This is a genomic window from Chryseobacterium sp. YIM B08800, assembly GCF_026163565.1.
Classification (GTDB): Bacteria; Bacteroidota; Bacteroidia; order Flavobacteriales; family Weeksellaceae; genus Chryseobacterium.
Map to the genome: position 1 here is coordinate 1 of NZ_JAPDKN010000017.1, position 25,911 is coordinate 25,911.

Here is a 25,911-nt window from a genome sequence, read left to right on the forward strand (position 1 = left end):
AATGAGATTCTTCACTGCGCTATGCTTCGTTCAGAATGACAGAAATTTACACAGATTTGTCAATTGAGATTTCAACTTGTTTTTTATCTTTTTTTCGGTAAATAAAATAAATTCCGAAAGCACTCAATGCGATGAATAATCCGAAGCAAAGAAGAGAAATCCATTTTCCGGTTTCGATGACTTGCGGTTCAAAAATCATTTTAATATGATGGTTTCCTGCCGGAACGTGTACTGCACGCAATAAATAATCGGCTTTGATGTATGGAACTTCTTTTTCATCAACAAAAACTTTCCAGCCATGAGGATAATAAATTTCAGAGAAAACGGCTAATTGCGGAGTTTTAGACTGAGATTTGAATTCCAATTCATTCGCTTCATATTTTGTTAAATTAATTGTAGCGGTTGAATCTGCCTGAACTGGTCTGTTATTGAAATATGATTTGTCGGAAGCATTAATAACAGCGGTTTTCTTACTGTCGATTTCTCCGATATATTTAATTTCTTCATTTGGAGTGTTTACAAATTTTAAATCACTTACAAACCATGCATTTCCATTGGCTTTAGGGTTCGGAACAACTTGTGGCTCTCCCGGATTTCCAAAAATCATGTACTTGGTGTTGAGTAAATTCAGAATTTTTGGAGTTTTTATGCTGTCGGGTTGTACGATATATTTATTTAATAGATCGTCATATCTTCTCAGTTTCACCGCATGATAACCTCCGATAGAAGCTTTGAAATAAGAAGTGTTGGTTTCGCTGGTAGTTCCTAAAACCTGATTGTAAATTCGGTAATGTTTTTTATCCTTTTCAGCAATTGTTTCCAAAGTTTTGTTCACAGGAATACTTGCTAAAATCGATTGTAAGTTGGCATTATCGCCTACTTTTTCAGCTAAATAATCTGATCCTTCAGTCTGGAAAGGGTTTTCAGCGAAGATCTTATCTACATAATTATCATCATTTAAATAACGCTTATTAACCGTCCAAAGATCAAATAAACTCACCAATCCAATAATAACCAAAGCGATGTTTTGATTTAGTTTTTGTTTTAAAGCAAAGAATAAAACGGCTACCGTAATTCCAACATACACTAATGCTTTGATAGCGTCTGTTCTGAACATACTGAAACGTTCATCAACCAGATAATCGAGCAGGAAAGGTGGTAAATATACTTTTTCGTTATCCGTTGCAAAACCTAAAATTGATTTTCCAAAAATAATTAAGATTAAAGTTAAACCTAAAGTTCCACCTCCAACATACGTAAGGATTTTCTTTTTGTAGTCTTCTTCTAAAGTTTCACTATTGAAAAATCTGTATAATCCGATAATTGCAATTAACGGGAATAACAATTCCACAACAACCAAAATAGAAGATGGCGCTCTGAATTTGCTATAAAACGGAACGTATTCTATAAAGAAGTCTGAAAGCGGCATGAAGTTGCTTCCCCAAGCCAATAATATGGTTAGAATTGTAGCACCTAAGATCCAGTAACGGTATTTTTTTGAGGCAAAAAAGAATCCTAAAAGTGCCAAGAAACAAACAATGGCACCTTGATAAGCCGGTCCGGAAGTTCCCGGTTGGTCTCCCCAATATGTTAAACTTCCAAATCCTTTAGAAATTCGGTCGTACTCGGCTTGAGAAGTTACATTATCCTGAACAAGCTGCTGTACTTTTTCCATCATCTCTTTTCCTTCAGGTTCCTGGCTTCCGCCTCCCATCAATCTTGGAATAAATAGATTTAAAGTTTCCAGCTGGCCGTAGCTCCACATCAAGATACTTTCTTTGTCCATTCCGGTATTTCCGGCAGTATGGGTCTCGGTATTCAGAATCTGTTTTCCTCTTACTGTTTCTTTAATATATTCGGAGTTTGCCATGATTCTTTGAGAATTCATTCCAACTCCGATTGCTAAAGCCGAAGCTATAATTCCTGATGAAATTAAAAAATGTTTCATCGGAACTTTCTTTTTTATTGCTCTTACTAATTCAGAAATAAATAAAAATCCTAAACCTAAGAACAGATAATACGTCATTTGCGGATGGTTTGCAGCAACCTGTAATCCGAAGAAAAGGGTAGTGACAATAAATCCGAGAACGTATTTTTTGCGGATATAAACCAATAAAATTCCGGCTAAAAGCGGTGCGAAATATTCTATGGTGTTTACTTTTCCGTTGTGTCCGGCTGCAATAATGATGTAAAAATAGGTGGAGAGCCCGAAAAATGTGGCTCCCAAAAGGGCGTATTTCCAGTTTCGGACGGCAACCATTCCTAACAGGAAAAATCCTGAGAACAATAAAAACAGATAATTAACCGGCCTTGGCAAAATATTCAGGTAGCTGTCAACTTTTTTAATGATATCGCCTTCAAAACGGCTTCCCATTTGATAAGTCGGCATTCCGCCAAACATAGAATCGCTCCAGTAGGTTTCTTTGTCGAAGTTGTTTCGATAATCAATCAACTCTTTTGCGCCACCACGATACTGTACAATATCATGCTGAAAAAGCTGTTTTCCTGTAAAAACAGGAGTAGAATATAAAAATGCTAAAACTAAAAATGCAATTAAAGAAATTGCAATGTATATAACGTTTTTGTTTTTTGCCATCTTGGTTATTAAGTAGATTTTATTTTAGATGTTGTAAAGATTCAAAATAATATTTAAATAAAACTATCTTTTCTCTTTCACCTCTTCATAGTCCACAGTTTCTGCGTCCCACTTTACTTTTTTCTCAATATTCACTTTTGAGTTTTTGGTTTCCTGCTGTTGATTGTTATTGGGTTTGAATCCCATGAAATTATAAAACTTTTTGAAGAAAATTCGCTTCAAAATATTCCAGACAAAAAAAATAACAATGGTTGCGAGAACGATCTCAAAAATTCCTTTGATAAAAGACATATTACTTTTTATTTAATAATTGAAAGTTTAAGGTTTTAAGTTGTAGAATCTCAGCTCTAAAACTTTCGGACACTCAAACCCTAAAACCTATTTAGATGAAGGGTTTACCATTACAGAAGAGTTTGAAACACTTTTCATAGACTGAGATTGTTTTCCGTCTGAAATAGTTTCTACCTGCGTTGTTTTTACACTGATGTTTTGGTTGTTAATCCAGCCTGTATTTTGATCAAACTTGATAGTTCCGTTTTGAGACAATTCACTGCTCATGCTGTGCGTCATCGAACCTTGAGATTTTTTCTCTTCTTTTTTAGGAATTCCACCAGTGATTGAAATTTCTACAATTCCGTTTCCTGCGCTTTTCAATGTATAGTTTGAAGTCACTTTAATTTTTCCTGCCTCGTCTGCATTTTCAGAAGTACTCCATTTATCACCGATTTTAGCTCCTTTTTTAGGAATTACCGAAAGATTTTTTTCAAACTGATCTTTCAATACTTTTTCGTTGAAACTTTCTTTAAGGCTTGCTACTACACTTGCTCTTTGGTTAGCATCTTTAACTAGATTCTTCAAAGCATCAGATATTTTTGTGTACACTGCTTCAAATCCGGTGATAGAAATTACGTTTCCTTTTGTATCCATCTTCATGTTCAGCTTATTTCCGGTAAGTGCTTTGTTTACATTCCAGATCATTTTCAGGTTGTCTTCTTTCGGAATTGGTAATTTTGTATCTACAACAACCGTTTTACCTTGTGCAGACTGAGAATTTCTCTTTCCGATCAGATTAATGGTCATATCGTAAACGTTTCCTTTGATATCATTTACGGTGAAGCTCATTTCGTCAGTAGATTCGCTGGTTCCGGTCATGGTTTTCCCTTGTGGATCAGTCATTGTTTTGGTATCTCTCTGATAAGTTGTTAAAGGATATGTTTTTCCTTTTTCAAGCTTAAAAGTTTGTTTGAAAACTCCCAAAGAATCTTTGATTGCCGCATCTGCTTTTACTTCTTTTATAGAATCTGCGGGAACTTCTACAGTAATGGTTTTTCCTGTTTTAGGATCTACTTTAGTGACTGTTGCTGTTTCCTTTTTACATGAAACAAGTGCTATTGAGATAAGCGCTAATGCTGCTATATTTTTCATATGGAATTTTCTTATTTCTTTAAGGTCATATGAAATCGAATTGCTCTCGATTTCATTAAATAATTTTAAAAGGTGAATTAAATTTTTGTGATTTTCTGTCTCATTGCTTCATATAAAATAGCTCCACAAGCTACAGAAACATTCAATGATTGTGTTTTTCCTTCTATCGGAAGCTTTATTTTTTCGTCTGAATGATGCAACACTTCTTTAGAAATTCCGGTTTCTTCATTTCCCATTACAATGGCGCAAGGTTCAGTAAAATCAACGTCGTAAATCAATTTTTGTGCCTTTTCAGTGGCAGAAAATACTGAAATTCCACTTTGTTGTAGGAAATCTACAACGTGAGCCAGATTTGTTTCTTTACAAATTTTGATATTATACATCGCTCCGGCTGAAGTTTTTATCGCATCAGAATTTACGGGTGCGCCTCCTTTTTCAGGAATTACAACCGCATCTATTCCTACACATTCTGCAGTTCTACAAATTGCTCCGAAGTTTCTTACATCGGTTAATCTGTCTAAAATTAAAATGAATGGCGTTTTACCTTCTTCAAATAATTCAGGAACAATATTTTCTATTCTGTGAAACGGAACATCAGAAATAAAAGCTACTACACCTTGGTGGTTTTTTCTTGTAAAACGGTTAAGTTTCTCTACAGGAACGTAGTTGGGACGTATTTTATTTTTTGCTAAAATAGCTTTCAGTTCCGCATAAATCTCTCCCTGCAATGCATTTTGTACAAAAATTTTGTCAATAGTTTTTCCAGCTTCAATAGCTTCCAATACGGGACGAAGCCCAAAAATAAAATCGTCTTTCATATGTATAGTTCAACGTTTAAGGTTTAAAGTTCAATGTTAAAATAGATTTGTTATTTAAACTTTGTCCCTTTCAAGTCTGTATTCTTTAAATAATTAATAAATGAGCCTATTTTTCTGCTCAGTAATTCTGTCTGTTCTTTTAAATTTTCAAATTTTTCAGGAGTAATAAAATTCCTGTCAAATACTCTGTATAATTGCGATCTGGTTTCTCCACATGATGCTTTCTCAATAGAAAGGAAGTTGATGAATTCTTTATTTCCATTTCTTTCAAATCCTTCAGCAATGTTATCCATGATTGAACCTGATGAACCATCAATCTGATTGCTAAGTCTAAAGTTGTTTTTAAGATTTGTAGTTTCAATAATTTCAAAAATCTCAGCGCATAAAATTCTAGATAATTTCCATATCTCCAAATCTTCGAATTTGTTGATTGTCGCCATAACTTTAAACTTTAAACTTTAAACTTTAAACTTCAAACCTTGAACCTTAATACTTTTCTCCTAAAATTGCTCTTTTCTGCGCCATTGCGTAGCCATAGTGCAGACTTTCGTGCATGTTGTTAAAAATAATTGCATCTTGAATACTCTTCAGATCCATCCCAAAACTTGTAGTGTATGGTGTGTAATCTGAAAAGAAATCACTATCGAAATCTTTCATTAAAGTTTTTGAAGTTTCGGTCAGTAAAAATTCTAAATCTTCTACTTCAGATCTTTGAACATTCAGATTCGGTAACGTTCCTTTTTTGTACGTTTCAATCCAATATTTATCAATTCTGAAAGGATTTCCACTCAGGTAATAATGCAACAATTGCTGTGTAGCAACGGTGTGAGCAATATTCCAATAGATATTGTTATTAAAACCATCAGGGATTAATAAAAGATCTTCGTGAGAAGTATCCTGCAGAATATCTAAAAGGTTTTTTCTAACCTGTCGGTGAGCTTGAAAATGATAATTCATTTTACAATATTTTAATCGTCAAAAATAGTTTAATAAACTGAAAATGACAATTCTTGACCGAAGCAATGATAGAAAATTTATAGATTTTTATGAAATAAGTGATTTTGTTGAGATAAATTTATTAAAAGACCGATTATTAACCTTACATTTAAGAAAGAAGATTTAACAAACTTTAACTCAAATATGGCATTAATTGTGTTGATTAGTGCAAGTATTTATCAGAAATTTACCCATTATTTTAATTCAAACTAATGTCAGATTCATATCAAGCAGAAGACATCCGTCAATTGACCGAAAAGGTTAAAGAACAGAATTATTTTTTTAATCTTTTGAGGCAGGAAATCAATAAAGCGATTATTGGTCAACATTACATGATTGACCGACTTTTGATAGGTCTTTTAGGGAATGGTCACGTTTTGCTGGAAGGTGTTCCCGGTTTGGCAAAAACTTTAGCGATAAAGACTTTGGCAGAAGCTGTTCACGGTGAGTTTTCAAGAATTCAGTTTACACCCGATTTGCTTCCTGCAGATGTGGTGGGAACAATGATTTACAATATCAAAGAAAATGATTTTTCGATAAAAAGAGGTCCTGTTTTTGCGAATTTTGTTTTGGCAGATGAGATCAACCGAGCTCCGGCAAAAGTGCAGTCGGCTCTTTTGGAAGTAATGCAGGAAAAACAGGTGACCATTGGTGACGAAACCATGCCTTTACCAAAACCTTTTTTGGTTTTAGCCACTCAAAACCCAATCGATCAGGAAGGAACTTATCTTTTACCTGAAGCTCAAAGCGACCGTTTTATGCTGAAATGTAAAATCGATTATCCTGAATTTGAAGATGAAAGAAAGGTGATGAGAATGGTTTCTACTTCGCATCAACCTGAAATTAAACAGGTGATTTCATTACAGAATATTGTTGAAGCAAAAGCAATTGTTAATCAGATTTATTTAGACGAAAAGATTGAGAAATATATTCTGGATATGGTTTTTGCAACCCGTTATCCTGAAAAATATGGTCTCTCTGAATTGAAAAATTATATAAGTTTTGGAGCTTCACCAAGAGCATCAATCAACTTAGCTATTGCTTCAAGAGCGTATGCTTTTTTGAAAGGAAGAGCTTTTGTAATTCCTGAAGATGTAAGAGCTTTAGCACAGGATGTTTTAAGACACAGAATCGGGCTTACTTTTGAAGCAGAAGCCGAAGAAATTACTTCCGAAGAAATTGTAAACAGAATTTTAGCGAAAATTCAAGCACCCTAATCGCAATTTGAAAATTTGAGAATGTAGAAATTTGAAAATTATCATCTTTCTCACTTTCAAATTCTCAAATTAGCACATTTTCAAATTGATTATGCAAATAAAAGATATTGTAAAAAAGGTCAAGCAAATAGAAATCCGTACCAGAAGGAAAACGGAAGCTACTTTGATGGGGCAATATCACAGTGCTTTTAAAGGACAGGGAATGACGTTTTCTGAAGTTCGCCCTTACCAATTCGGAGATGAAATTCGTAGGATTGACTGGAATAAAACGGCTCGTTTTCGTGAACCTTTCGTCAAAGTGATGGAAGAGGAAAGAGAATTGACCATGATGATTTTGGTTGATATTTCTGCATCAATGGATTACGGTACGAAGACCCAGTTGAAAAGAGAATATGTTGCAGAAATTGCAGCAAGTTTAGGATTTTCGGCAGCGGGAAATAATGATAAAGTAGGATTGATTTTATTTGCCGATAAAGTATATAAAGTGATTCCGCCACAGAAAGGAAGGAAGCATGTTTTATCGATGATCAGTCATATTTTGACAGCTGAATATGTTCCTACAGAATCAAAAATTGATAAAGCTTTAGAATATATGATGGGGATTTTTAAAAGAAAGTCTCTTGTGTTTTTGCTTTCGGATTTTGAGGATGATTACGATTCTAAAATTCTGAGAGTAGCTTCTAAGAAACACCAACTTTTGGGAATGAGAATTTATGACGAAAAAGATAACGAAATTCCCGATGTAGGTTACACTTTGCTATACGATGCTGAAACAGGAAATCAGGTTTGGGCAAATACTTCAAGTGCAAGATGGCGATACACTTTTGCTGAAGCACAAAAACAGAAACAAAGAAATCTGGAAGAAGATTTTGCCAATTCTTCCGCCGAGTTTATGAACATCAATACCGGAGAAGATTACTCAAAAATGTTGTATAATTATTTTCAGAAAAAATAAAATATTCAATAGGAGCGGACTTTAGTCCGCTTTACATGATAAAATAGAAAATAGGCTTTAGCCAAAATTTAGTATTTAAATTGAAAAAAATATTCTTATTACTCTCATTTTTTATCTGTGTAAATTCTTTTTCACAGCTTCTTTCTTCTAAACTGGAGAAAACAACGCTTGCTTTGGGAGAAGTTAATCATTTGGTGATAAAAATAGACAATCTTAAAAGTCGTGCGGTGATCACGGCTCCAAAAGATGAATTATTGCCTTTTCATTTTGAAGAAATTTCAGACAGTATCAGTATCAACGCCAATACGTATGAAAGAAAAATAGAATTTGCTGTTTATGAAGAAGGAGTTTTTAAAATTCCGGAGCTCGAATTTAAAGTGGGAGATAAGCTTTTAAAAACAATTCCTTACGAAATTGAGGTCATTAATACTGCGATGAAAGAAGATCAGATTAATGATATTATGAGTAATAAGGAAGTTGATTTGGAGATAACCGATTACTGGCAACTTTATAAATGGTATGTTTTAGCAGCTATCGTTTTTATCTGTTTAATATTTGCGATTGTAATGTTTGTGAAATACGGAAGAAGAAGTAAAGATTCACCTGTTGTAGCGACAAATCAGACTTTAAAAGAACTTGATTCATTAAAGAAGAAAAAATACATCGAAGACGGAGATTACCGTTCATTTTATGTGGAATTAATCGATATTTCCAGAAAATTCATCACCAAACAATACCGAATTCCTGCAGATATTTTGCTGACGGATGATTTAATTGTTTTAATGAAAGAAAATAATACGATTTCGCAGGAGAATGAAAAAATTGTGGAAGATGTTTTCTTAAGAGGAGATTTGGTGAAATTTGCCAAAACATTTCCTGATAAACAGTTGATGGAAAAAGATTTTACTGAAATAAGAGACTTTGTGCAGCGCTCTTCCAAGGATTTAGAATTTGAAAACCTGAGAAAAGATGTTTGATTTTGAATTTTACAGTCCGTGGTTTTTTCTTTTGTTTTTGGTGTTTATCCCGCTTTTATTTAGAGATTTAAGTCAGAAAAAAAGAAAAGGAATAAAAGTTCCCACTATCAAAAATATGAATAGCAGTAATGGTATTCTGCCTGTGCTTTTCTTATTGAAAATCTCAAAATATATTATTCTTTCTGCTTTGATTATTGCCATGGCAAGACCGAGAACTTTTTCGGTGTCTCAAGACAGAGATGAAACGAAAGGCATTGATATTATGTTGGCTGTAGATGTTTCGCTGAGTATGTTGTCTAAAGATTTTGAGCCGGATCGCTATGATGTATTGAAGAATATTGCAGTAGATTTTATCAACAAACGACCAAATGACCGATTTGGTTTGGTGAAATATAAGATGGAAGCTTTTCTGAAAGTACCTTTAACGTTTGATCATGATGCCGTAAAGGAAGAAATTGTGAATATGAATCAGCGTGAAATGGCAGACGGAACTTCTGTAGGAGACGGTTTGGCGGTTGCCGTGAATCACCTGATGAAAAGTAAAGCGAAAAGTAAAGTGATTATTTTGATGACCGACGGTGTAAACAGCCCCGTGAAAAATCTTTTTTCTCCAGAGCTTGCCGCGACTCTTGCCAAAGACAATCATATTAAAGTATATTGCATAGGAATAGGAACTAATGGCTATGCCTTAATGCCTGTTACTTATGATGAATTTGGATATATTTATGATGAAAGAGAAGTTTCTATTGATGAAAATATGTTGAGAGAAATTGCTGCAACTACCGATGGTAAATATTACAGAGCAGATTCTGAAAACAGATTGCAGGAAATTTATTCTGAAATTAATAAACTTGAAAAAACCGACATCAATATTTCTAAATTGTATAATTATGAAGAGTATTTTAAAATTTTTCTTTGGATCGCTTTAGGAATGCTGGTTTTTGATGCTGTTTTACGTTGGATACTATATAAATTTTTAAGCTGATGGATTGGTATTTAGGAAATTACTGGTATCTTTTGTTATTGCTGCTTCTGCCGCTTTTATCATTTTTTCTGATGAGCTATCTTCGTTGGAAAAAAAGGAAAAGAGCATTATTTGCAGAGACAAAATTCCATGAAAGTTTATTTGAAAAGAATTCAGGATTTATAAAATTATTTCCTGCACTTTATTTTCTGGCAACACTTTTCCTGATATTCTCAATTATCGACCTTTTAAGTGGAGCAGAAAAGATACAGACCAAGCAAAAGATGAATAACGTAATGTTTGTATTGGATGTCTCTAATTCTATGAATGCCGAAGATATTAATCCAGATCGACTTACTCAGGCTAAGAATCTTATCATCAATACAATGCATGAACTGAAAAACGATAAAATAGGAATTGTGATTTTTGCAGGTGAAGCGGTTTCTATCATGCCATTAACAACAGATTACAGTTCAGTAGAAAATTATATTACAGATTTAAGTACAGATAATATTACCATTCAAGGGACAGATTTTCTTTCAGCAATGGAAACTACAGCGACCAAATTTAAAAATATCAACAAAGGTGCAAGAAAAGTAGTTTTGATAAGCGATGGTGAAGATAATGAGGGGAACGACAACGCTGCAATACGATTAGCAAATAAAGAAGGAATAGCGATTACTTCTGTTGGGGTAGGAACTGATGAAGGCGCACCCGTACCGATTTATAAATATGGCCAGCTTATAGGCTATAAATTTGATCAGAATGGCGAAACTGTGATTTCTAAAAGACAAACCGGAGCTCTTAGAAAAATGGCAGAATCTACAGGCGGAACTTACATTGATGGAAACAACATGAATGATGCTCCTAAAAGAATTGCTGACGAAATCAACAGAACGGTGTCAGATACTGTTACAACGGTTAATTCTCAAAATGCTAATCATTATTATCAGTACTTTTTAGGTGTTTCTATATTCTTCTTTTTATTGATTTTCTTATTTAATCCTAAAAGAGATTTTAATATTTAAAAAGAAATCTATTTTTAATTGAATACTTTAACCCAATTTTAACAAATAAGACGCTGTTTCTTAACATATAAAGGGATAATTTTGCAAGGGATGAATACTAAAATTGTATTTTTAGCGTTACTATTTGCTTTTTCGTTCTCAGGTGCATTATTTGGGCAGGAAAGTTATAAGACTTTAGTCTTTGAAGGCAATCAAAAATTTAATGCTAATGACTATGATGGCGCTTCTTCAAAGTACATGGAAGCTATAAAATCAAATTCAGGTGATTTTACGGCACATTACAATCTAGGAAACGCTTTGTATAAAAGAAAAATGTATCAGGATGCGAAAGAAGAGTATGCAAAAGCAGAAAAACTTTCTCAGACTTTACCGGATAAAGCGGCAACGCTTCATAATTTGGGAAATACAATGATGCAGATGAATCAGCCGGATAAAGCCGCTGATTATTACAAACAATCTCTAAAACAGGATCCTTATAATGAGGCGACAAGAAAAAACTATGAGATTGCTAAGCTGAAGCAGAAGGAAAAAGAAAGGAACAACAGCAAGAAAGACCAAGGCTCCGGTAAAAACGGAGGCGGACAAGATAAAAACAAAGGAGAGAAAGGAGATTCTAAAAATCAAAAACAGGAGCAGGGCAACGGTCCTCAACAAAATAAAGGAGAGGATGATAAACCCAAAGGGAAAGGCGGCGAAGGCAAACTTCCCAAAGAAATAGAAAAAGCGATCCTGGACAGTATCAATGGCAGAGAAAGAAAAACTGCCAAAAGAATTTTAGACGAAAAATCTTATTCAAAGCCGCAAAGCAACGAGAAAGATTGGTGATGAAACAAAAATTTATTTACGCAATATTTACCCTTATATCTGTAATTTCTTACGGACAGGTACAACTGTCGATGAGATCTGATAAAACGGATTACAACGGTAGAGAAATCGTAAATCTTACCATTGTTTTAGAATTAAACGGAAACAATCTGGAGCAGAAAAGTAAAATCATGCTTCCGGATTTGTCTAAGTTTAATATGATCGGTAGCGGATCATTCAATCAAATCGTTAATGACGCCGACACCAATACGGCAATGGATCAATACATTACCCGAATCGCTCTTGAACCTAAACAGAAAGGGAAAATAAGAATTGGTTCAGTTCTGGTAAATGTTAACAACAAAATTTATAAAACCGAACCTTTTGATATTTTCATAAAAGACATTGATAAAAAACCAATAGCAAATATTGCTAACGACGTTTATCTGAATATGGAAATTGAAGACCGTGAAGTGTATCAGGATCAGCCTACAGTTGCCGTTTTGCGCGTTTATTCAAGAAATATAGATAATCTTAGAAGAGTAAAAAACGTACGACTTCCGCAGCAGGAAAATATCAATGTACATCCAATCAGTTTAAAAAGATCAGAGATTGATCCTTCCGGTTACGCCAATATGGCATCGCAGGTTTTGGCTGTTTTCATGGTGTTTCCCAACGAATCTGGTTATGTAGAAGTTCCTTCGGTTTCTGCTTTGGTAAACACTTTTTCAACTAAAAATAAAATTGCTTCCAATAAAGTAAGGCTTAATGTAAAAAAACTTCCTGAAGGTTCACCGGAATCTTTTAAGAATGCAGTAGGTAATTTTAAAGTAGATATTTATTGTTCACCAAAAGAAAAAATTGAAGCCAAAAAACCTGTAAATGTTACCGTAAAAGTATCTGGTGAAGGTAATCTTGCAGATATGAGTCTTCCTAAAATTGAAGAATCCCCAGATTATGAAGTGTTTGCTCCAAAAATTACTTCTCACGTAAACACTGGTCTTACAGGAATGAAAGGGGAAATTTTAGCTAAATATATTTTAATTCCTAAAAAAGCAGGTGAATTGGTTGTTAAAACAGAAGCTTTTGCTTTTTTCAATCCTGCGGAAAAAGAATATGTAAATCTTGGACAGGAAAAATTAGGCTTAACCGCTTTTTCACATGATCAGGTTTTAGAAGCAAGATCAACAGTGGAAAAGGTAAATGACTATACGAATACATTGCTTGAAACGGTTGATAGCCCGGTTTTGAAAACCACTTCATTTAAAGTAAAAGAAAAAAGTAAATTCAACTGGAATGTACTTTTTGTGAATATAGGTATTTTGATTGGCTTGTTTATCGTTTATATGCTTTTTAAATATTGGCAAAAAAAACAAAGTAAAATTAAAGAAAAACCAAGCCCAAAACCTTTAGGATCTGTTGCAGAAACAGAAAAAGAGATAAGAGAAAGCTTAAAAACCGACATCAACGATTATTTTGCTTACCTCGAAAACCTGAAAGCTTCCGGAGATTATCCTAAGTTTTTTGAAACCTTTGAAGAAATGGATGCAGAAGTAAGAAGCCAGTATTTCCAAAGCTCTAAAGAAGATTTTAAAGTGTTTCTTGAAAGACAAAACGGCAGATCTGTTGCAGAAAACTATCAGGAATTATTGCAAAAAGTTCAGATAGAGAAGTATTCTCCAATCACCTCAGAAGATTCTTTAAACGACTTGTTAAAAGATATTGTTAAATTATATTCCGTTATTAGTAAATAATCATTTTTTATTTATATTTTTGCGAAATTAATAATCGTAAGAAATGGAGGTTTTCAACAGTTTTTCTTTTAAAGAAGTAATTACCTGTTTTATGGTACTTTTTGCGGTCATCGACATCATCGGCTCAGTGCCGATTGTGGTAAGCTTACAGCAGAAATTCGGGCAAATTGAAGCCGGAAAAGCATCAATTACTGCCGGATTGATAATGATTGTCTTTCTTTTTGTAGGAAACAAAATCCTAAAATTTATCGGAGTAGATGTCAATTCATTTGCTATTGCAGGTGCTTTTGTTATTTTCGTGATTGCGCTTGAAATGATTTTAGGCATTGAAATCAACAAAACAACCGAAGCAAAATCTGCCTCCATTGTTCCGATTGCGTTTCCTTTGGTCGCAGGAGCAGGAACTTTAACGACTACTTTGTCTTTAAGAGCAGAGTTTCATGATATTAACATTATTTGTGGAATCATTCTCAATACAATTTTCGTATATTTGGTGCTGAAATCTGCGAAGTGGATTGAAAGGAAAATGGGAGAGGCGTCTTTGGCAATTCTTCAGAAAGTTTTCGGAATTATTCTACTGGCAATTTCAATTAAATTATTTACCGCAAATTTTGCGCAGCTGGTGCAGAATTATATAAATTTTTAGATCATGCAGAAGTTTTATAAAGTATTTTTAATCGTATTTGTCGTAATCATCGCTATCAATACGTATGCAATCGACTGGAATTCAGATATTACATCTGAAGATAATGTTAAATTTTTAATTTCAATCGCTTGTGGATTGTTGGGTGTTGGTTTACTTTTCATCCTGAATACTTGGAGTAAAATAGGCGCAAAGAAGTAATTCTTTGTAAATAAAATATAAAACCTCTTTCGTTTTGAAAGAGGTTTTTTGTTGGCTTAAATATTTTATTTTTATGAATGTATTATAACTAAATTTTTCAAAACAGCTTCAGACTTAAGCTCAGTCTCATTCCATTCTTTTTCGGGGTTGCTTTGAGCGGTAATTCCGCCTCCAACAAAGAGATGAACCGAGTTTTTATATAATCTTGCGCAACGTAGATTAACGAAATACTGAATGTAATCTTCTGTCTCAATTTTGATATATCCAGCGTACAATTCTCGTGGGAATTTTTCAACTTTTTCTATAACTTCTCTGCAAAAATCTTTAGGAATTCCACAAACTGCAGGAGTGGGATGAAGTTCCTGAATAATAGAATCTAAATCTTCAGGATTTATTTTTATCTTAAAATCGGTTTTTAGATGCTTAATATTTCCTGAAATATGATCGTAGGTTTCCGACTCTTCGACTTCGCTCAGAGTGGCAAATTTTTGTAAAATATTTCTGATATAAGACGAAACAGGTTTCTGTTCTTCAATCTCTTTTTCAGTCCATTCTTCAGAAACGGGAATTGTCCCGGCAATGCTCATCGTTTCAAACTTGTGAGTTGATTTGTTGAATTTTCCTAAAACTTCGGAAAAAGCTCCAATCCATGATGTTTCGCCATCGAAGAATAAATATTTAAATGCGTTAGGATAATTTTTGCACAGGTTGTTGAAACTTTCTTTTAAATCTATTTCATTAAAATCTTTGAAGATTTTTCTTCTGGAAAGTACCAGTTTCGGAAGATTATTTTCTTTGATAATTTCAATGACTTCTTCGAGTTTTTGCAAATATTCTTCTTGAGTTTCTGCAATAAACTGAGTTTCATCTTCCGGTAAAATTTTCGAACTGATCTTTATATTTTCAAATTCCGAAAGTTTTTTTTCAATAACTTTTCCGGCAATATCAATTTTTTCAATATTATTAAAAGAATGAAAGTTGATTGAATTTATAGTAGAATTTTCGTCTGTAGAATAGAGTTTCTCGTCAAAAGGAAATTTGAAATAGATCATAATTTTGAATCTTTCAGAAAACCATTATTTAGAAATAAAATAAGAAATTCCTAAACTGATTTTTCTTTCAGCAAAGGTATTATTAGTCTTAAAAATGTCAAAATCAAATGATGAGTTTTTTAAAGAAAGATTCTTTATTTTATAATGTTGATATTCCACATCAATCAAAAATCGACTGAATATTCGATATTGTAAACCTAAAGAAAACCCAAAATTGATTTGATTGCTTTTAAAGTCATCCAATTTATTCAGAACATTATTTTCCGGTACCAAAAACTGCATTTTGTAATTGTTTTTATTGACTAAAAATCCAACAAAAGGTCGCAGGTTTTTCCATTCGTAGATTGATTTTAACTGCAAAACATATTCAAAATGTTTATTGTTAAATCTTTGGAAGAGTAGAGGTTGATCATCTGCAGAAAAATAATAACCGTCGAGATAAGTTTCTTCTTTATTGGTATCGAGATCAAATGTAGAATTCCAATGATGAAGATTTGCGGAAAGCATTAATGAAAAATTAGGATCGATAATACTTTTAGAAACCCAAATTCCAAAATTTTGTCCAAATTGTTGATTTTTTTCTGACAGCATTTCTGCCCAGCTTGCTTTTTTGAAATCAACTCCTGCCTGAATTCCGTATTGAAAGCTTTTCGTTCTAAGTTTTTTTATTTGTTCTTCAAGTTGTAGTTTATCGAAATTTCTATTGATTTCTTTAATTTCTTCTTCCTCGATTTCCAAAGAAGAAAACATAAGATTTGCAGGTTTTAATTTTACTGCTTTTTCAAGATAAATAGTGTCGTACACAATCACTTTTTCATAAACATAAATGGTGTCTGTTTTTTTGCGTTGAGCAAAAGCGAAAGTGATGAATATAACAGAAAAAAGTAAAATTATTTTTCTTAAAAGCATTGTTGGTTTAGTTTTATCTTTCTATAAATACAGTGTCTCTCTGGATGATTTTTTTTACCACAATCACTTTGTGAGAAACGTTTTCAGCAGAATCTTTTTGTGTTATAGGCTTTGAAGATACTACGTTTTTTGTTGTAAAGGAACGATTTTCTGATTTTAAATCTTTATTGTTTTCTGAAACTGAATTTTGAACTGTTTTTACATTTTCTAAGCCTTCATTTAAAGGTAATTTATTGTCCGTATTTAATTTGATTTGGTTGATCGTTGCGCCACTTTCTATTGGTTTAGAGCTTGAAATGTTGGAATTAAATGTTTTTATTAAAGAATTTTTAGGACTAAAAAATAAAATAAACCCAACGATAATAATGAAGAAAGTAGTTCCGATAATTGCTTTCTGTTTCCAGAAATTTTCGGTTGAAGAAAACAAAATTGTATTCGAATCGATATCAGACGGAATTTCAAAATTTTTCGATAGCGGAATAGTAAAGTCTGAAAATTTACTTTGAAAATTTTGCGCCCATAACAAGCCACCAAACCCAAGAAAAACTAAAAGTTGTGCCGTTTTATTTTTCGGAGTTTCATGGTTGACGAAATGAGTCATTAAATAGCTTTGTACCGATTTTTTAGCTCTCATCAAATGAGATTTTGAAGTATTAATTGGAATTTTCAGCAAACTTGAAATCTCAGCGTGAGAATAGTTTTCGATATAATATAAATTGAAAACCGACTTGTGATGAGAAGGTAAACTATCGATAGATTGTAATAGTTCTTCTCTCGTAAAATCGTAGGCTAAAATATGTTTTTTTTCGTCCATTGCAGATGCGGTCATTTCGGTCAATGTATCTGATATTTCTGAGGTTTCGGATGTAATGAAGGTGTCTTTACTAGCCTTTCGGATAAATTGCAATGCATTGTTGACAACAATTTTTTTTAACCAACCGAAAATTGCTTTTTCATCTTTCAGTTGATGATTTTTCTGAATTGCCGTTATAAAACTATCCTGCACAATATCTTCCGCAGTCTGTAAATCTGTGATATATCTGCGACAAATCCCCAAAAGTTTTGGGGAATGGTCGAGGTAGATTTTTTGCCAGTTGAGTTTATTTTGCATTTTAATTTTGAACTACATAAATGGAGCTGAAACTTCCTGTAGGGTAAAAACCAGTTCCTGCGTTGCTTATACTCGTTATATTTTGCGATTCTATGTTATTTATGAATAGCTTAGCATTGTAGGTAGAATTTGGATTGTTGGGATTAGGATAAAGATTATTATCATATTTTATCATATAAATATTGTTATCTAATACAAACATATCCTGAATATAGGGTAATGTAGAAAATGTAGGAACAATTTCTACATTGTTTTTAAAATAATGTCCACCAGATGAACTTTGAATTGTATATAAATCATTATTCAGATTATGAGATATTATTTTACCCAATACATGAACTGGATGATTGTAATCACCAATTAAAGCATCTGTATTGGTACTAATATTTTTAGAATAATATTTAAAATTATTCTGAAATAATAAATGAATTCCGTTACCGTTTTTCGTAAAATTATAAACGTAGCTTGATGGTATTGAATTAAAGGTTCCATTCTTATAATAACCAAATTCTATATTTTGATTATTATTAATTTTTGAAGTAGAAACATATACATCTAAGCCATCAATAAAGATATTTTCTGTTGCAAAAGAATATGCACTTTTATGAAGTATGGTTTTTGTTCCGTTTTTCCAATAGCAAGTTTCATATCGGTCAAATGCGCTTGTTGTTACCGGGTTTTCTACATACCCTGAAAAATAAACATCGCCATTGTTTACGGTAAAAGATTTAATATAATACTGAACGTTATTCGGAATGTTAAGATATTGCTTAACGGTAGTTCTCACGTTGTTTTTCCAAAAATATTCTATTCCATTATTTGCTGTATTGGGTAGTGTAACTCCGGTAACGTAAACATCACTATTTTCAACCTTAATATTAATTGTGTTTATACCATCTCCATTGCTTAGATCAGTTTTAATCATATTTTTCCAAAAACATGCTTTACTGTTTTCTCTTCCTGCTATGTAAACATCATACGAAGCATTTTTTTGTTCAAGCCCTTCATCAATATCATTTTCCCTGCAAGAAAATACAAATGTTAACAATAAAATGAAAAGTAAAATTAAGTTTCTCATGGTCATTCTTTTCTTTAAAGATGTGGAAATGTAAAAAGGTTGCAGTAGATTTTAATTAAATATCACAGGTTTTTGAATTTTAGGTATTTTCACGATGTGATAGGGTTGAGTTACAACAGTTGTTACGTTTCCCTGAAGTAATTTTTCTACATCAATTTCAATATTCTGAGCGTTTTCATCAACGGTCATAATATCAACGGAATGTCCGCCGTTTGGATAAACTGCATCAATAACGATGATAACCATAAATTGATTAAAATCGATATTGGTTTCCGTAAAACCTGCCGAAGGATGATTGTTTGGACTGTCTATTTGATTTAAAAAATTATTCCATTGCGTAGAGGTTGTAATCACTGTGTTTTGTTGGGCTGCGTAATTTCCCACAAAGTTTCCCTTTCCAATTAACTGAAAATTAATTTGGTTTTTGCTCTCCAATTGTTCCTCGTTATCGTGATTATCACTACAGGAAATCGTCATAAAAAAGATGGAACATAATAAAAGAAGTAAATGTTTTTTCATGATGTATAAATTTAAGGGTTTCTTTATATAAGATGAAAAAAAATAAAAAGGTTGCAGGAGGCTTTAATTAAATATTAAAGATTTAGCTGTTTTAGGAATTTTCACAATATGATAAGGCTGAGTGATAAAAGATGTGACGTTTTCATTTAACGATTTCTCTACATTGATAGTAATATAACTAGGGTAGTCTTCCATTTTCGTAATCTCGATTGAGTGTCCACCGCTTGGATAAGTTTCATCTACTACAACGATAACTATAAATTCGTTAAAATTAATATAAGTTGTTATAAAACTAGCAGAAGTTTGATAAGTTGTGCTGTCTATTTTATTCAGAAAATTATTCCATTGTATAGAGTTTGTAATAATGGTGTTTTGAGGATTAACGTAATTTCCTATCAAATTTCCTTTTCCAATCAATTGAAAGTTAATTTGATTTTTATTCTCAATGTTTTCATCATCATTACGACATGAAGTTACAATGAATAATACGGAATATAATAGAATAATTAAATGTTTTTTCATGATGTGTAAATTTATGTTTTTCAATTACATAATAAATGAAAATCTAAAAGTTTTGTTGTAACATAATAAAAAAGACTCAAAAATTTGAGTCTCTAAATTTTATTTAAAATAAATTTCTTATCGGTTGATAATATTGTTCGTCATCGTCGTATGATTGATCAATTGACCTTTTTCGTCACGAATCTCAATCTCTGATACATGCATTGTTTTTCCTTTTCTGATGAAACGTGCGACTGCAGTTACAATTCCGTCTTTTTTACTTCTTAGATGATTAGAATTGATATTGGTTCCTACACCAAAATATTTGCTTCCGTCGATAAAAATATTAGAAAGGCTAGAACCCATTGTTTCTGCTAAAACGCAACTTGCTCCACCATGCATAATCCCGAAAGGTTGATGAATTTTTGGTGAGACAGGCATTGTTGCGGTAAGTGTTTCGTTTTCCACATCGATGTCGATAAATTGTATTTTGAGTGTTTTGGCAAAAGTTTCTTCACCCCAATTGTTGATGAATTCTAATATTTCTGCCTTGGTTTTATCTTTAATGTACATTTTTTATGGGTAATAAGTAATTGGTAATGATTAATTTTTTAAGTAAAAAGTAAAAAGTAAAAAGTAAAAAGTAATTTTGCTCCTAACTCCTAACTCCTAACTCCTAACTCCTAACTTCAGCATCGTTCCCCATAATATCCGGATTCCAGTTGGCGGGAATTTTTGGACCGATATCGTTTTTAATATAATAATCCTGAATCTCCTTCATTATCTCAGCGAAACTTGCTGTTTCCAGTCTTTCATAAGGGATTTGGTAACCTAAATAGACAATATTTCTTTTAAAATCACCTGCTGCCAAAACAATAGGAACTTTAGCTGCTAAAGCCATGTGGTAAAAACCTTTTCTCCATTTCGGAACCCAACTTCTTGTTCCTTCAGGTGTAATTACCAAGCTGAAATCTTCTTTTTTAAACTCATTAGCAACAAAATTAATAAGATCGTTTTTCTGGCTTCTGTCGATCCCGATTCCGCCTAAACCTCTTACTACTGCTCCATACCAAGCTTTAGTATGAGCATCTTTGATGATGATTTTTAGTTTTTTTCCTAATTTCCAATAGGCTAAATTTCCCAATAGATATTCCATATTGTGAGTGTGTGGTGCTACAACGAGTATACAACGATCGAGATTGTTGACATCGCCCTGCAAAACTACTTTCCAACCTAGAATTTTTAGCATTAAACTGCCTATCAGTTTTTTCATGTATTTTATATTTAAAACAAAAAAGTATAACCAAACTTTGGATATACTTTACAAATATATTGAAATATTGTCGCTCTTAAAACAAACTGCTAATTAAATCTGCGATTTTCACTGCAATTTCTAAAACTACTTGTACCATGACGTTAAATTTTTTTGTGTTTGTTTTTATGGAATTTGAATATACGAATATAATACTTTTTTATGACATAAAATAATTTTTTTAGAAAAATATTTGTCTATTTCTGAGAGTAGAAGAGTGTGAATTTCAAACGGTTGTCTTTCATTCACACCTTCCGTCACTCTCTGAGGTTTGAATTATTTGGTTTTTATAGAAACTTTGCTGTCTCCGTCTTTGATTTCGATGCTTTTTATTTCGTTTTCGTTTTGCTTGATGATGTTTTTGATAGAGTCAATTTTCTTCTTGGCATCTCTTTCAGAAACTTTTACTCCATTGATAATTACGCTATCTTTATCATCTGAATTGTACTCGATAGTAGAACCATTGATAGAGATTTTGTTTTTTTCGATGCTGATATTTCCGTTTTCGTTATCATCAGACTCTTCATTATCGTTGATTCCGTTTCCATCGGTATCGCCATCAAAATTCATCTGATCTTTTTTCAATGGAATTACCACTGCATTTTGTGGAATTACCAATTCGTAATCAATGCTGTAATCTCTGAAACGGTGCTCGTAAGGATATTTAACGTAGTTTGGAAGTATCACTTTATTATCTACAATTTCTACAGGAACACTTACGTTTAAAGGGTAATTATAGCCTTTTGCTTCTTTCTTTATAATTAGATAAGGTGTTTTGATATCCGCTTTTCTTGTCACATCTACATGAATCCAGTCTTTTTTGAAAACAGAGTTTTTGTCAGAATAAAGATCATCGTCGTATGCTGTAAAATTCTGAGGAATCGTTACGTTTTTCATATCAACATAGATGGTATCTGAGGTTGTATTGATGGCAACTTCTTCCACATCTTCTTTATGACCTTTAAAAATCATATCTCTTTTTGCCATACTTACTCCAAAGTAAGCGCCTAAACCCATTAAAGAGATAAATAATGCTCCTAAAACCCAACCGATATTTCTAAGTTTAGTTTTTGGCGAGAAGATTTTAATACTCAACAGACTGAATAGAATAGCCGGAATTAAAGATCCTACAATGATAATTGCTGCTAAAACATTATACAGTCCGTCGTCATCGAAATAGAATTTCATTTCATTAGCTCCCGGAAAATTTGAATCAATTCCAAAAAGTCCGAATACCACAAATACTCCTATAATACTTCCTACTGCCATCAAAGCGAAGAATGCACCGATAATATATTTTAAAACATTCCAAACTCCGTTTCCTGCGTTATTGATGTAAGGTTTGTTTTCGGTGAAAATTTCACCCGCTCTTGTACTTGTTTCGTTGGCAAACTGTACAATTTTGCTTGATTCTTCTTTTAGATTATCAAAATTTAAAGGTTTACCCTTCATCTTAAGAAAATCTGATGCAGATTCTGCTTTTGGTAAAACTGCCCAAAGAATAAAGTATAAAATAATTACAAGGAAAGATGATCCCGGTGCAACCCATAAGAATAAAAATGCACCTACCCAGATTAATCTCATCCAAGAAATTTCCATTCCGGAATATGCTGCTAAACCTGCGCAAACCCCTGCAATTTTTTGTTTCTCAGGATCACGGAACAATTGTCTTTTGTCTGTGTAGTTTGTTCCTGTAGAATTATTCTTATTCGATTTTGTATTTTTTTCTGAATAATATGCTTCTTCTTGCTCTTCTATTTTCTCAGGAGTACCAATCTGTGCAATTACTCTTTCTACATCACCGTCGTTGATTACTTCGCGTTTTCCTAATGAATCTCTGAAGATTTCAACCATTCTGATTTCTATATCGTGAATTACCTCATCAGCTTCAGAAATATCCAAAGAGCTTCTCAGAGCATTCAGATAATCGCTAAGCTTTATGTATGCGTGTTCTTCTATAGTGAAAGAAAAACCTGCGAGTCCTATTGAGAGTGTCTTGTTCATAGCTTTTGTTTTTAAAGTTTTTGAGTGATTTGGTTTACAGAATCTGTTAATTCTTTCCAGGTGATTTGAAGTTCAGATAAAAACGTTTTGCCTTTTTCTGTAATTTGATAATATTTTCTGGGAGGTCCTCCTGTAGATTCTTCCCATCTGTAGGAAAGAAATTCTCCATTTTTCAATCTTGTTAAAAGAGGGTAGAGGGTTCCTTCCACTACATCCAGTTTTCCTTTTTTCAGCTCATCTATTAAATCAGAAACATACATTTCGCGATTGTTGATAAGGCTTAAAATACAGAATTCCAGAATCCCTTTTCGCATTTGCGCTTTGGTATTTTCGGTATTCATCTTTAATAGGTTTTGTTAATTAGTTATATAATTTTCAGTTTTCGGTTCCTAGCTAGTTGAACCTATTCCGATTTTACATTACAAAGATATGTAATTAAAATGGTAATATGCAATACAAAGTAGTGAAATTATTTTTAAAATAAATTTAAATAACTGAAAATCAGACTAATAATTTTCATTCATGATTTTGAACTATTATTAAATATTAGAAATAAACTGAATATTTGAGCTCAAATTTTTATATTTGTTATAGATTTTTCGGGTTTTAATTTGAAAAATTATAAAAACTACCAACCATGAATTACAAGAAATTTCTAATGACATTCGTTCTTTTAGGAGGACTTTGTAGTGCGCAAAATTATTTTGAGTTAATCAATGTTTCCAAAAGCTTTAATGTTGTTGTCAACATAGAGACGTGTACTGAAAGGAAATGTAGTGGAAAAGCAATAGTTGATCTTTACGATAAAAATACAATGAAGAAATATCAAAGTTTCTCTTCCAGTGATTTTTATTTAGATTTAAATGAAAACCAAAAACCTGTTTTTGATTCGTTGAAAAATTCGGTTGTTTTTGGTGATTTTAATTTTGATGGAGCGGAAGATCTTGCCATTAGAAACGGAAATACGAATCATCAAAGTCCTTTTTATGAAGTATATTTGAATGATAATTCTAAACAGCAGTTTGTGTTGAATGATGAACTGACGAATCTTGTGCGTTCAAATTCCGGAATGTTTAAAACAGATCCAGAACATCAACGAATTATTGCTTATCTAAAAAATGGATGTTGCTGGAATCTTACCTCAGAATATTTATTGGTCCCCGAAAGAGGATTATTAAAAGTATTAGAATTTGAAGAAGATACAAGAGATTCTAAAAAAGTGACAACCGTAAAAAGAGAATTTATAGATTACAAGTGGTTTGCAAAAACGACAATCTATCCTAGAGAACTATATTTTAAAGAAGAAAATGAAAATACAGAAAGAAATTGATTTTATCCTTGCAGTAGACGCATTAAAAAATGTGCAGAGACGAAATTACAATGCAGATGATTCCAGAAGAGAAAACACAGCCGAACATTCGTGGCAGATTATTATTTTAGCCCAAATTCTTTTTCCTTACGCCAAAAACAGAGCAGATATCGATTTGTTGAGAGTGATCAGAATGCTTTCTATTCATGATTTGGTGGAAATTGAAGCAGGTGATACTTTTCTTTTTGATGAAGCAGCGATGATTGGGAAATTTGAAAGAGAAAAACAATCTGCTCAGAATATTTTCGGAATTTTAGACGAGCCCATTCGTTCAGAATTTTTTAATCTTTGGCTTGAATTTGAAGAAGAGCAAACTCCCGATGCCATTTTTGCTTGCGCTATCGACAGAATTATGCCTTTTATTCTCAACTCTTACACCTCCGGAAAAAGCTGGACTGAAGCTAAAGTTACGGAACTTCAAATAAGAAATATGCTTGAAAATGCAATCAGCAGAGCTTCAGACGAAATGGGTGAAGCTTTTCATTATCTGATGAATCTTAATCTAGAATCTGAAAAAGTAGCAAAATAACAAAACATATCATTAAAATAAAGAACTTTTAAATTTTTGGTCTGCAGATTGTTTTTGATACATTAAAAAAGTTATGCAAACAAAAGATTACAATCGGGAAGAATTACAATATCATCAAAGTGAAAATAATTATACGCTTATCGTTCCTAAGAAATTTCTCAGTGCTAAAGATATTATAGTTAAGAAAAAAAATCCTGATGGAAGCTTTTCTACTGCTGATGTAGAAGTAAGAGATGAAGACAATCATATATTGATAATAACGACCATTCCTATAGATATCCGTCTTGAAATTTTAGAGGAATAAATTGATTATTTTACAAAATTATAAAAAGTTTCGGTGGGCCAAAGGCCCACCGAAACTGCGAAAAAAACATTTGAATTTAAAATCGAATTTCGGCGACCGAAGGTCGCCGAAATTCTTTATTTATAGTATTTGAATTGGTTTCTTAAACTCATCAATCGCCACAAAAGTAAAATCTCCCACAATGGCTTTCTCTCTTTCGTAAGAATACATTTGCTCGGTGTAGATCTCAACATTCACTTTCATACTCGTTTTTCCAACGTGTGAAACTTTTCCGATTAATTCTACAATCGTTCCTGCAGGAATAGGTTTTTTAAAATCGATTTTATCGCTGCTTACGGTTACTACGCGTTTTCTTGCAAATCTTGTTGCGGTAATAAAGGCAACTTCATCCATCAATTGCATAGCGGTTCCTCCAAAAAGCGTGTCGTAATGATTGGTTGTATTAGGGAAAACGGCTTTGAAAATTCTGGTTTCCGATGATTGAATTCTTTCTTCTGTAGTCATATTTCATTATTAATTAAAGCGAAAATGAAATGATATTGGAACCAACAGAATTATTCAGGAACATGAAATTCCTGAAAAGACTATAAGATCAATCAACTTCAAATCGCGAAAGTTTTTGTCTAAAGAAAAAGGCAGGTCTCCTGACTTGTAACATCTTTATTCCTTCCCATGCTTTTGCACAGTGGTTTTTTATAAAGACTTCGGTTACTTACAGTTGCGCGACAGTTCGTGATTTTCACACGATTCCCTTTTAATCTGTAGTTAAACAGAACCAATTTCCCGAAAAATATCAGCATAAAGCGATATGCTAAAAGCTAAAGACTTTTCGGTTGCAAAAATAA

Annotated in this window: 29 protein-coding genes and 1 riboswitch; of the genes, 12 read left to right on the forward strand and 17 right to left on the reverse strand. The window is 32.7% G+C overall.

The features are described from left to right. Positions 1-46 precede the first annotated feature (46 nt). From OEW74_RS08145 to OEW74_RS08170, 6 genes are all read right to left on the reverse strand, one after another. On the reverse strand, positions 47-2,596 hold the full coding sequence (locus tag OEW74_RS08145; protein WP_265427996.1) for a YfhO family protein: 2,550 nt from the start codon (positions 2,594-2,596) through the stop codon (positions 47-49). A gap of 63 nt (positions 2,597-2,659) precedes the next feature. After that, positions 2,660-2,887 (reverse strand): hypothetical protein, encoded by a 228-nt coding sequence (locus OEW74_RS08150; RefSeq protein ID WP_416207906.1) that lies wholly within the window; start codon positions 2,885-2,887, stop codon positions 2,660-2,662. Between the two features lie 87 nt (positions 2,888-2,974). Continuing rightward, complete coding sequence (locus tag OEW74_RS08155) at positions 2,975-4,021, reverse strand: DUF6263 family protein (RefSeq protein ID WP_265427997.1); 1,047 nt, start codon at positions 4,019-4,021, stop codon at positions 2,975-2,977. 77 nt (positions 4,022-4,098) lie between these two features. Continuing rightward, entirely contained in the window at positions 4,099-4,839 is a 741-nt protein-coding gene (rlmB, locus tag OEW74_RS08160) for a 23S rRNA (guanosine(2251)-2'-O)-methyltransferase RlmB (RefSeq protein ID WP_265427998.1), read from the reverse strand. A gap of 50 nt (positions 4,840-4,889) precedes the next feature. Then, entirely contained in the window at positions 4,890-5,279 is a 390-nt protein-coding gene (locus OEW74_RS08165; protein WP_265427999.1) for a four helix bundle protein, read from the reverse strand. Positions 5,280-5,325: 46 nt separating this feature from the next. Further along, on the reverse strand, positions 5,326-5,796 hold the full coding sequence (locus OEW74_RS08170) for a DinB family protein (protein WP_219242418.1): 471 nt from the start codon (positions 5,794-5,796) through the stop codon (positions 5,326-5,328). Between the two features lie 251 nt (positions 5,797-6,047). Here OEW74_RS08170 and OEW74_RS08175 point away from each other — a divergent pair, with 251 nt between their 5' ends. From OEW74_RS08175 to OEW74_RS08215, 9 genes are all read left to right on the forward strand, one after another. Beyond that, positions 6,048-7,052 carry an AAA family ATPase gene (locus tag OEW74_RS08175; protein ID WP_265428000.1) on the forward strand — a complete coding sequence of 335 codons (1,005 nt, stop codon included), beginning with the start codon at positions 6,048-6,050 and terminating at the stop codon, positions 7,050-7,052. A 91-nt stretch (positions 7,053-7,143) separates the two neighbouring features. Next, entirely contained in the window at positions 7,144-8,007 is an 864-nt protein-coding gene (locus tag OEW74_RS08180; RefSeq protein WP_265428001.1) for a DUF58 domain-containing protein, read from the forward strand. Positions 8,008-8,087: 80 nt separating this feature from the next. Next, entirely contained in the window at positions 8,088-8,984 is an 897-nt protein-coding gene (locus OEW74_RS08185; RefSeq protein ID WP_265428002.1) for a BatD family protein, read from the forward strand. Continuing rightward, positions 8,977-9,969 (forward strand): vWA domain-containing protein, encoded by a 993-nt coding sequence (locus tag OEW74_RS08190; RefSeq protein ID WP_265428003.1) that lies wholly within the window; start codon positions 8,977-8,979, stop codon positions 9,967-9,969. Before OEW74_RS08185 ends, OEW74_RS08190 begins: the two co-directional genes overlap by 8 nt. Beyond that, complete coding sequence (locus OEW74_RS08195; RefSeq protein WP_265428004.1) at positions 9,969-10,976, forward strand: vWA domain-containing protein; 1,008 nt, start codon at positions 9,969-9,971, stop codon at positions 10,974-10,976. The genes OEW74_RS08190 and OEW74_RS08195 overlap by 1 nt, the downstream gene beginning before the upstream one ends. A gap of 90 nt (positions 10,977-11,066) precedes the next feature. Beyond that, the gene (locus tag OEW74_RS08200; protein WP_265428005.1) at positions 11,067-11,801 is read left to right on the forward strand and encodes a tetratricopeptide repeat protein; all 735 of its coding nucleotides are present in this window, start codon (positions 11,067-11,069) and stop codon (positions 11,799-11,801) included. Further along, on the forward strand, positions 11,801-13,534 hold the full coding sequence (locus OEW74_RS08205) for a BatD family protein (protein ID WP_265428006.1): 1,734 nt from the start codon (positions 11,801-11,803) through the stop codon (positions 13,532-13,534). Before OEW74_RS08200 ends, OEW74_RS08205 begins: the two co-directional genes overlap by 1 nt. 43 nt (positions 13,535-13,577) lie before the next feature. After that, a complete protein-coding gene (locus OEW74_RS08210; protein ID WP_265428007.1) occupies positions 13,578-14,180 on the forward strand; it encodes a MarC family protein in 603 nt (200 codons plus the stop codon). A gap of 3 nt (positions 14,181-14,183) precedes the next feature. After that, positions 14,184-14,378, forward strand: a complete 195-nt coding sequence (locus tag OEW74_RS08215) for a hypothetical protein (protein WP_066681436.1) — start codon at positions 14,184-14,186, stop codon at positions 14,376-14,378. 71 nt (positions 14,379-14,449) lie between these two features. Here OEW74_RS08215 and OEW74_RS08220 read toward each other — a convergent pair whose 3' ends face one another. The 10 genes from OEW74_RS08220 to OEW74_RS08265 all read right to left on the reverse strand — a co-directional run bounded on the left by OEW74_RS08220 (position 14,450) and on the right by OEW74_RS08265 (position 23,205). Further along, the gene (locus OEW74_RS08220; protein ID WP_265428008.1) at positions 14,450-15,430 is read right to left on the reverse strand and encodes a chorismate-binding protein; all 981 of its coding nucleotides are present in this window, start codon (positions 15,428-15,430) and stop codon (positions 14,450-14,452) included. 24 nt (positions 15,431-15,454) lie between these two features. After that, a complete protein-coding gene (locus OEW74_RS08225) occupies positions 15,455-16,339 on the reverse strand; it encodes a hypothetical protein (RefSeq protein WP_265428009.1) in 885 nt (294 codons plus the stop codon). A 13-nt stretch (positions 16,340-16,352) separates the two neighbouring features. Next, positions 16,353-17,450: an RNA polymerase sigma factor gene (locus OEW74_RS08230; RefSeq protein ID WP_265428010.1), complete on the reverse strand. Its 1,098-nt coding sequence runs from the start codon at positions 17,448-17,450 to the stop codon at positions 16,353-16,355. 1 nt (position 17,451) lies between these two features. Beyond that, positions 17,452-18,528, reverse strand: coding sequence for a hypothetical protein (locus tag OEW74_RS08235; protein ID WP_265428011.1), 1,077 nt, complete (start codon positions 18,526-18,528; stop codon positions 17,452-17,454). A 51-nt stretch (positions 18,529-18,579) separates the two neighbouring features. Continuing rightward, positions 18,580-19,047 (reverse strand): hypothetical protein, encoded by a 468-nt coding sequence (locus OEW74_RS08240; protein WP_265428012.1) that lies wholly within the window; start codon positions 19,045-19,047, stop codon positions 18,580-18,582. A gap of 63 nt (positions 19,048-19,110) precedes the next feature. Continuing rightward, positions 19,111-19,569 carry a protease complex subunit PrcB family protein gene (locus OEW74_RS08245; protein ID WP_265428013.1) on the reverse strand — a complete coding sequence of 153 codons (459 nt, stop codon included), beginning with the start codon at positions 19,567-19,569 and terminating at the stop codon, positions 19,111-19,113. A gap of 117 nt (positions 19,570-19,686) precedes the next feature. Beyond that, the gene (locus tag OEW74_RS08250) at positions 19,687-20,115 is read right to left on the reverse strand and encodes a PaaI family thioesterase (protein ID WP_265428052.1); all 429 of its coding nucleotides are present in this window, start codon (positions 20,113-20,115) and stop codon (positions 19,687-19,689) included. A 109-nt stretch (positions 20,116-20,224) separates the two neighbouring features. Continuing rightward, positions 20,225-20,821, reverse strand: a complete 597-nt coding sequence (locus tag OEW74_RS08255) for a 1-acyl-sn-glycerol-3-phosphate acyltransferase (protein ID WP_265428014.1) — start codon at positions 20,819-20,821, stop codon at positions 20,225-20,227. A gap of 315 nt (positions 20,822-21,136) precedes the next feature. Beyond that, entirely contained in the window at positions 21,137-22,864 is a 1,728-nt protein-coding gene (locus OEW74_RS08260) for a PspC domain-containing protein (RefSeq protein ID WP_265428015.1), read from the reverse strand. Positions 22,865-22,875: 11 nt separating this feature from the next. Then, positions 22,876-23,205 carry a PadR family transcriptional regulator gene (locus tag OEW74_RS08265; RefSeq protein ID WP_066681456.1) on the reverse strand — a complete coding sequence of 110 codons (330 nt, stop codon included), beginning with the start codon at positions 23,203-23,205 and terminating at the stop codon, positions 22,876-22,878. A 296-nt stretch (positions 23,206-23,501) separates the two neighbouring features. Here OEW74_RS08265 and OEW74_RS08270 point away from each other — a divergent pair, with 296 nt between their 5' ends. The 3 genes from OEW74_RS08270 to OEW74_RS08280 all read left to right on the forward strand — a co-directional run bounded on the left by OEW74_RS08270 (position 23,502) and on the right by OEW74_RS08280 (position 25,066). Then, positions 23,502-24,194 carry an XAC2610-related protein gene (locus tag OEW74_RS08270; RefSeq protein ID WP_265428016.1) on the forward strand — a complete coding sequence of 231 codons (693 nt, stop codon included), beginning with the start codon at positions 23,502-23,504 and terminating at the stop codon, positions 24,192-24,194. Continuing rightward, the gene (locus OEW74_RS08275; protein WP_265428017.1) at positions 24,172-24,762 is read left to right on the forward strand and encodes an HD domain-containing protein; all 591 of its coding nucleotides are present in this window, start codon (positions 24,172-24,174) and stop codon (positions 24,760-24,762) included. The genes OEW74_RS08270 and OEW74_RS08275 overlap by 23 nt, the downstream gene beginning before the upstream one ends. Positions 24,763-24,835: 73 nt before the next feature. Next, positions 24,836-25,066: a hypothetical protein gene (locus tag OEW74_RS08280; RefSeq protein ID WP_265428018.1), complete on the forward strand. Its 231-nt coding sequence runs from the start codon at positions 24,836-24,838 to the stop codon at positions 25,064-25,066. 120 nt (positions 25,067-25,186) lie between these two features. Here the strand turns inward: OEW74_RS08280 and OEW74_RS08285 are convergent, their stop codons facing one another. Beyond that, the gene (locus OEW74_RS08285) at positions 25,187-25,570 is read right to left on the reverse strand and encodes an acyl-CoA thioesterase (RefSeq protein WP_074229813.1); all 384 of its coding nucleotides are present in this window, start codon (positions 25,568-25,570) and stop codon (positions 25,187-25,189) included. 112 nt (positions 25,571-25,682) lie between these two features. Beyond that, positions 25,683-25,861: riboswitch (cobalamin riboswitch) on the reverse strand. Positions 25,862-25,911 lie beyond the last annotated feature (50 nt).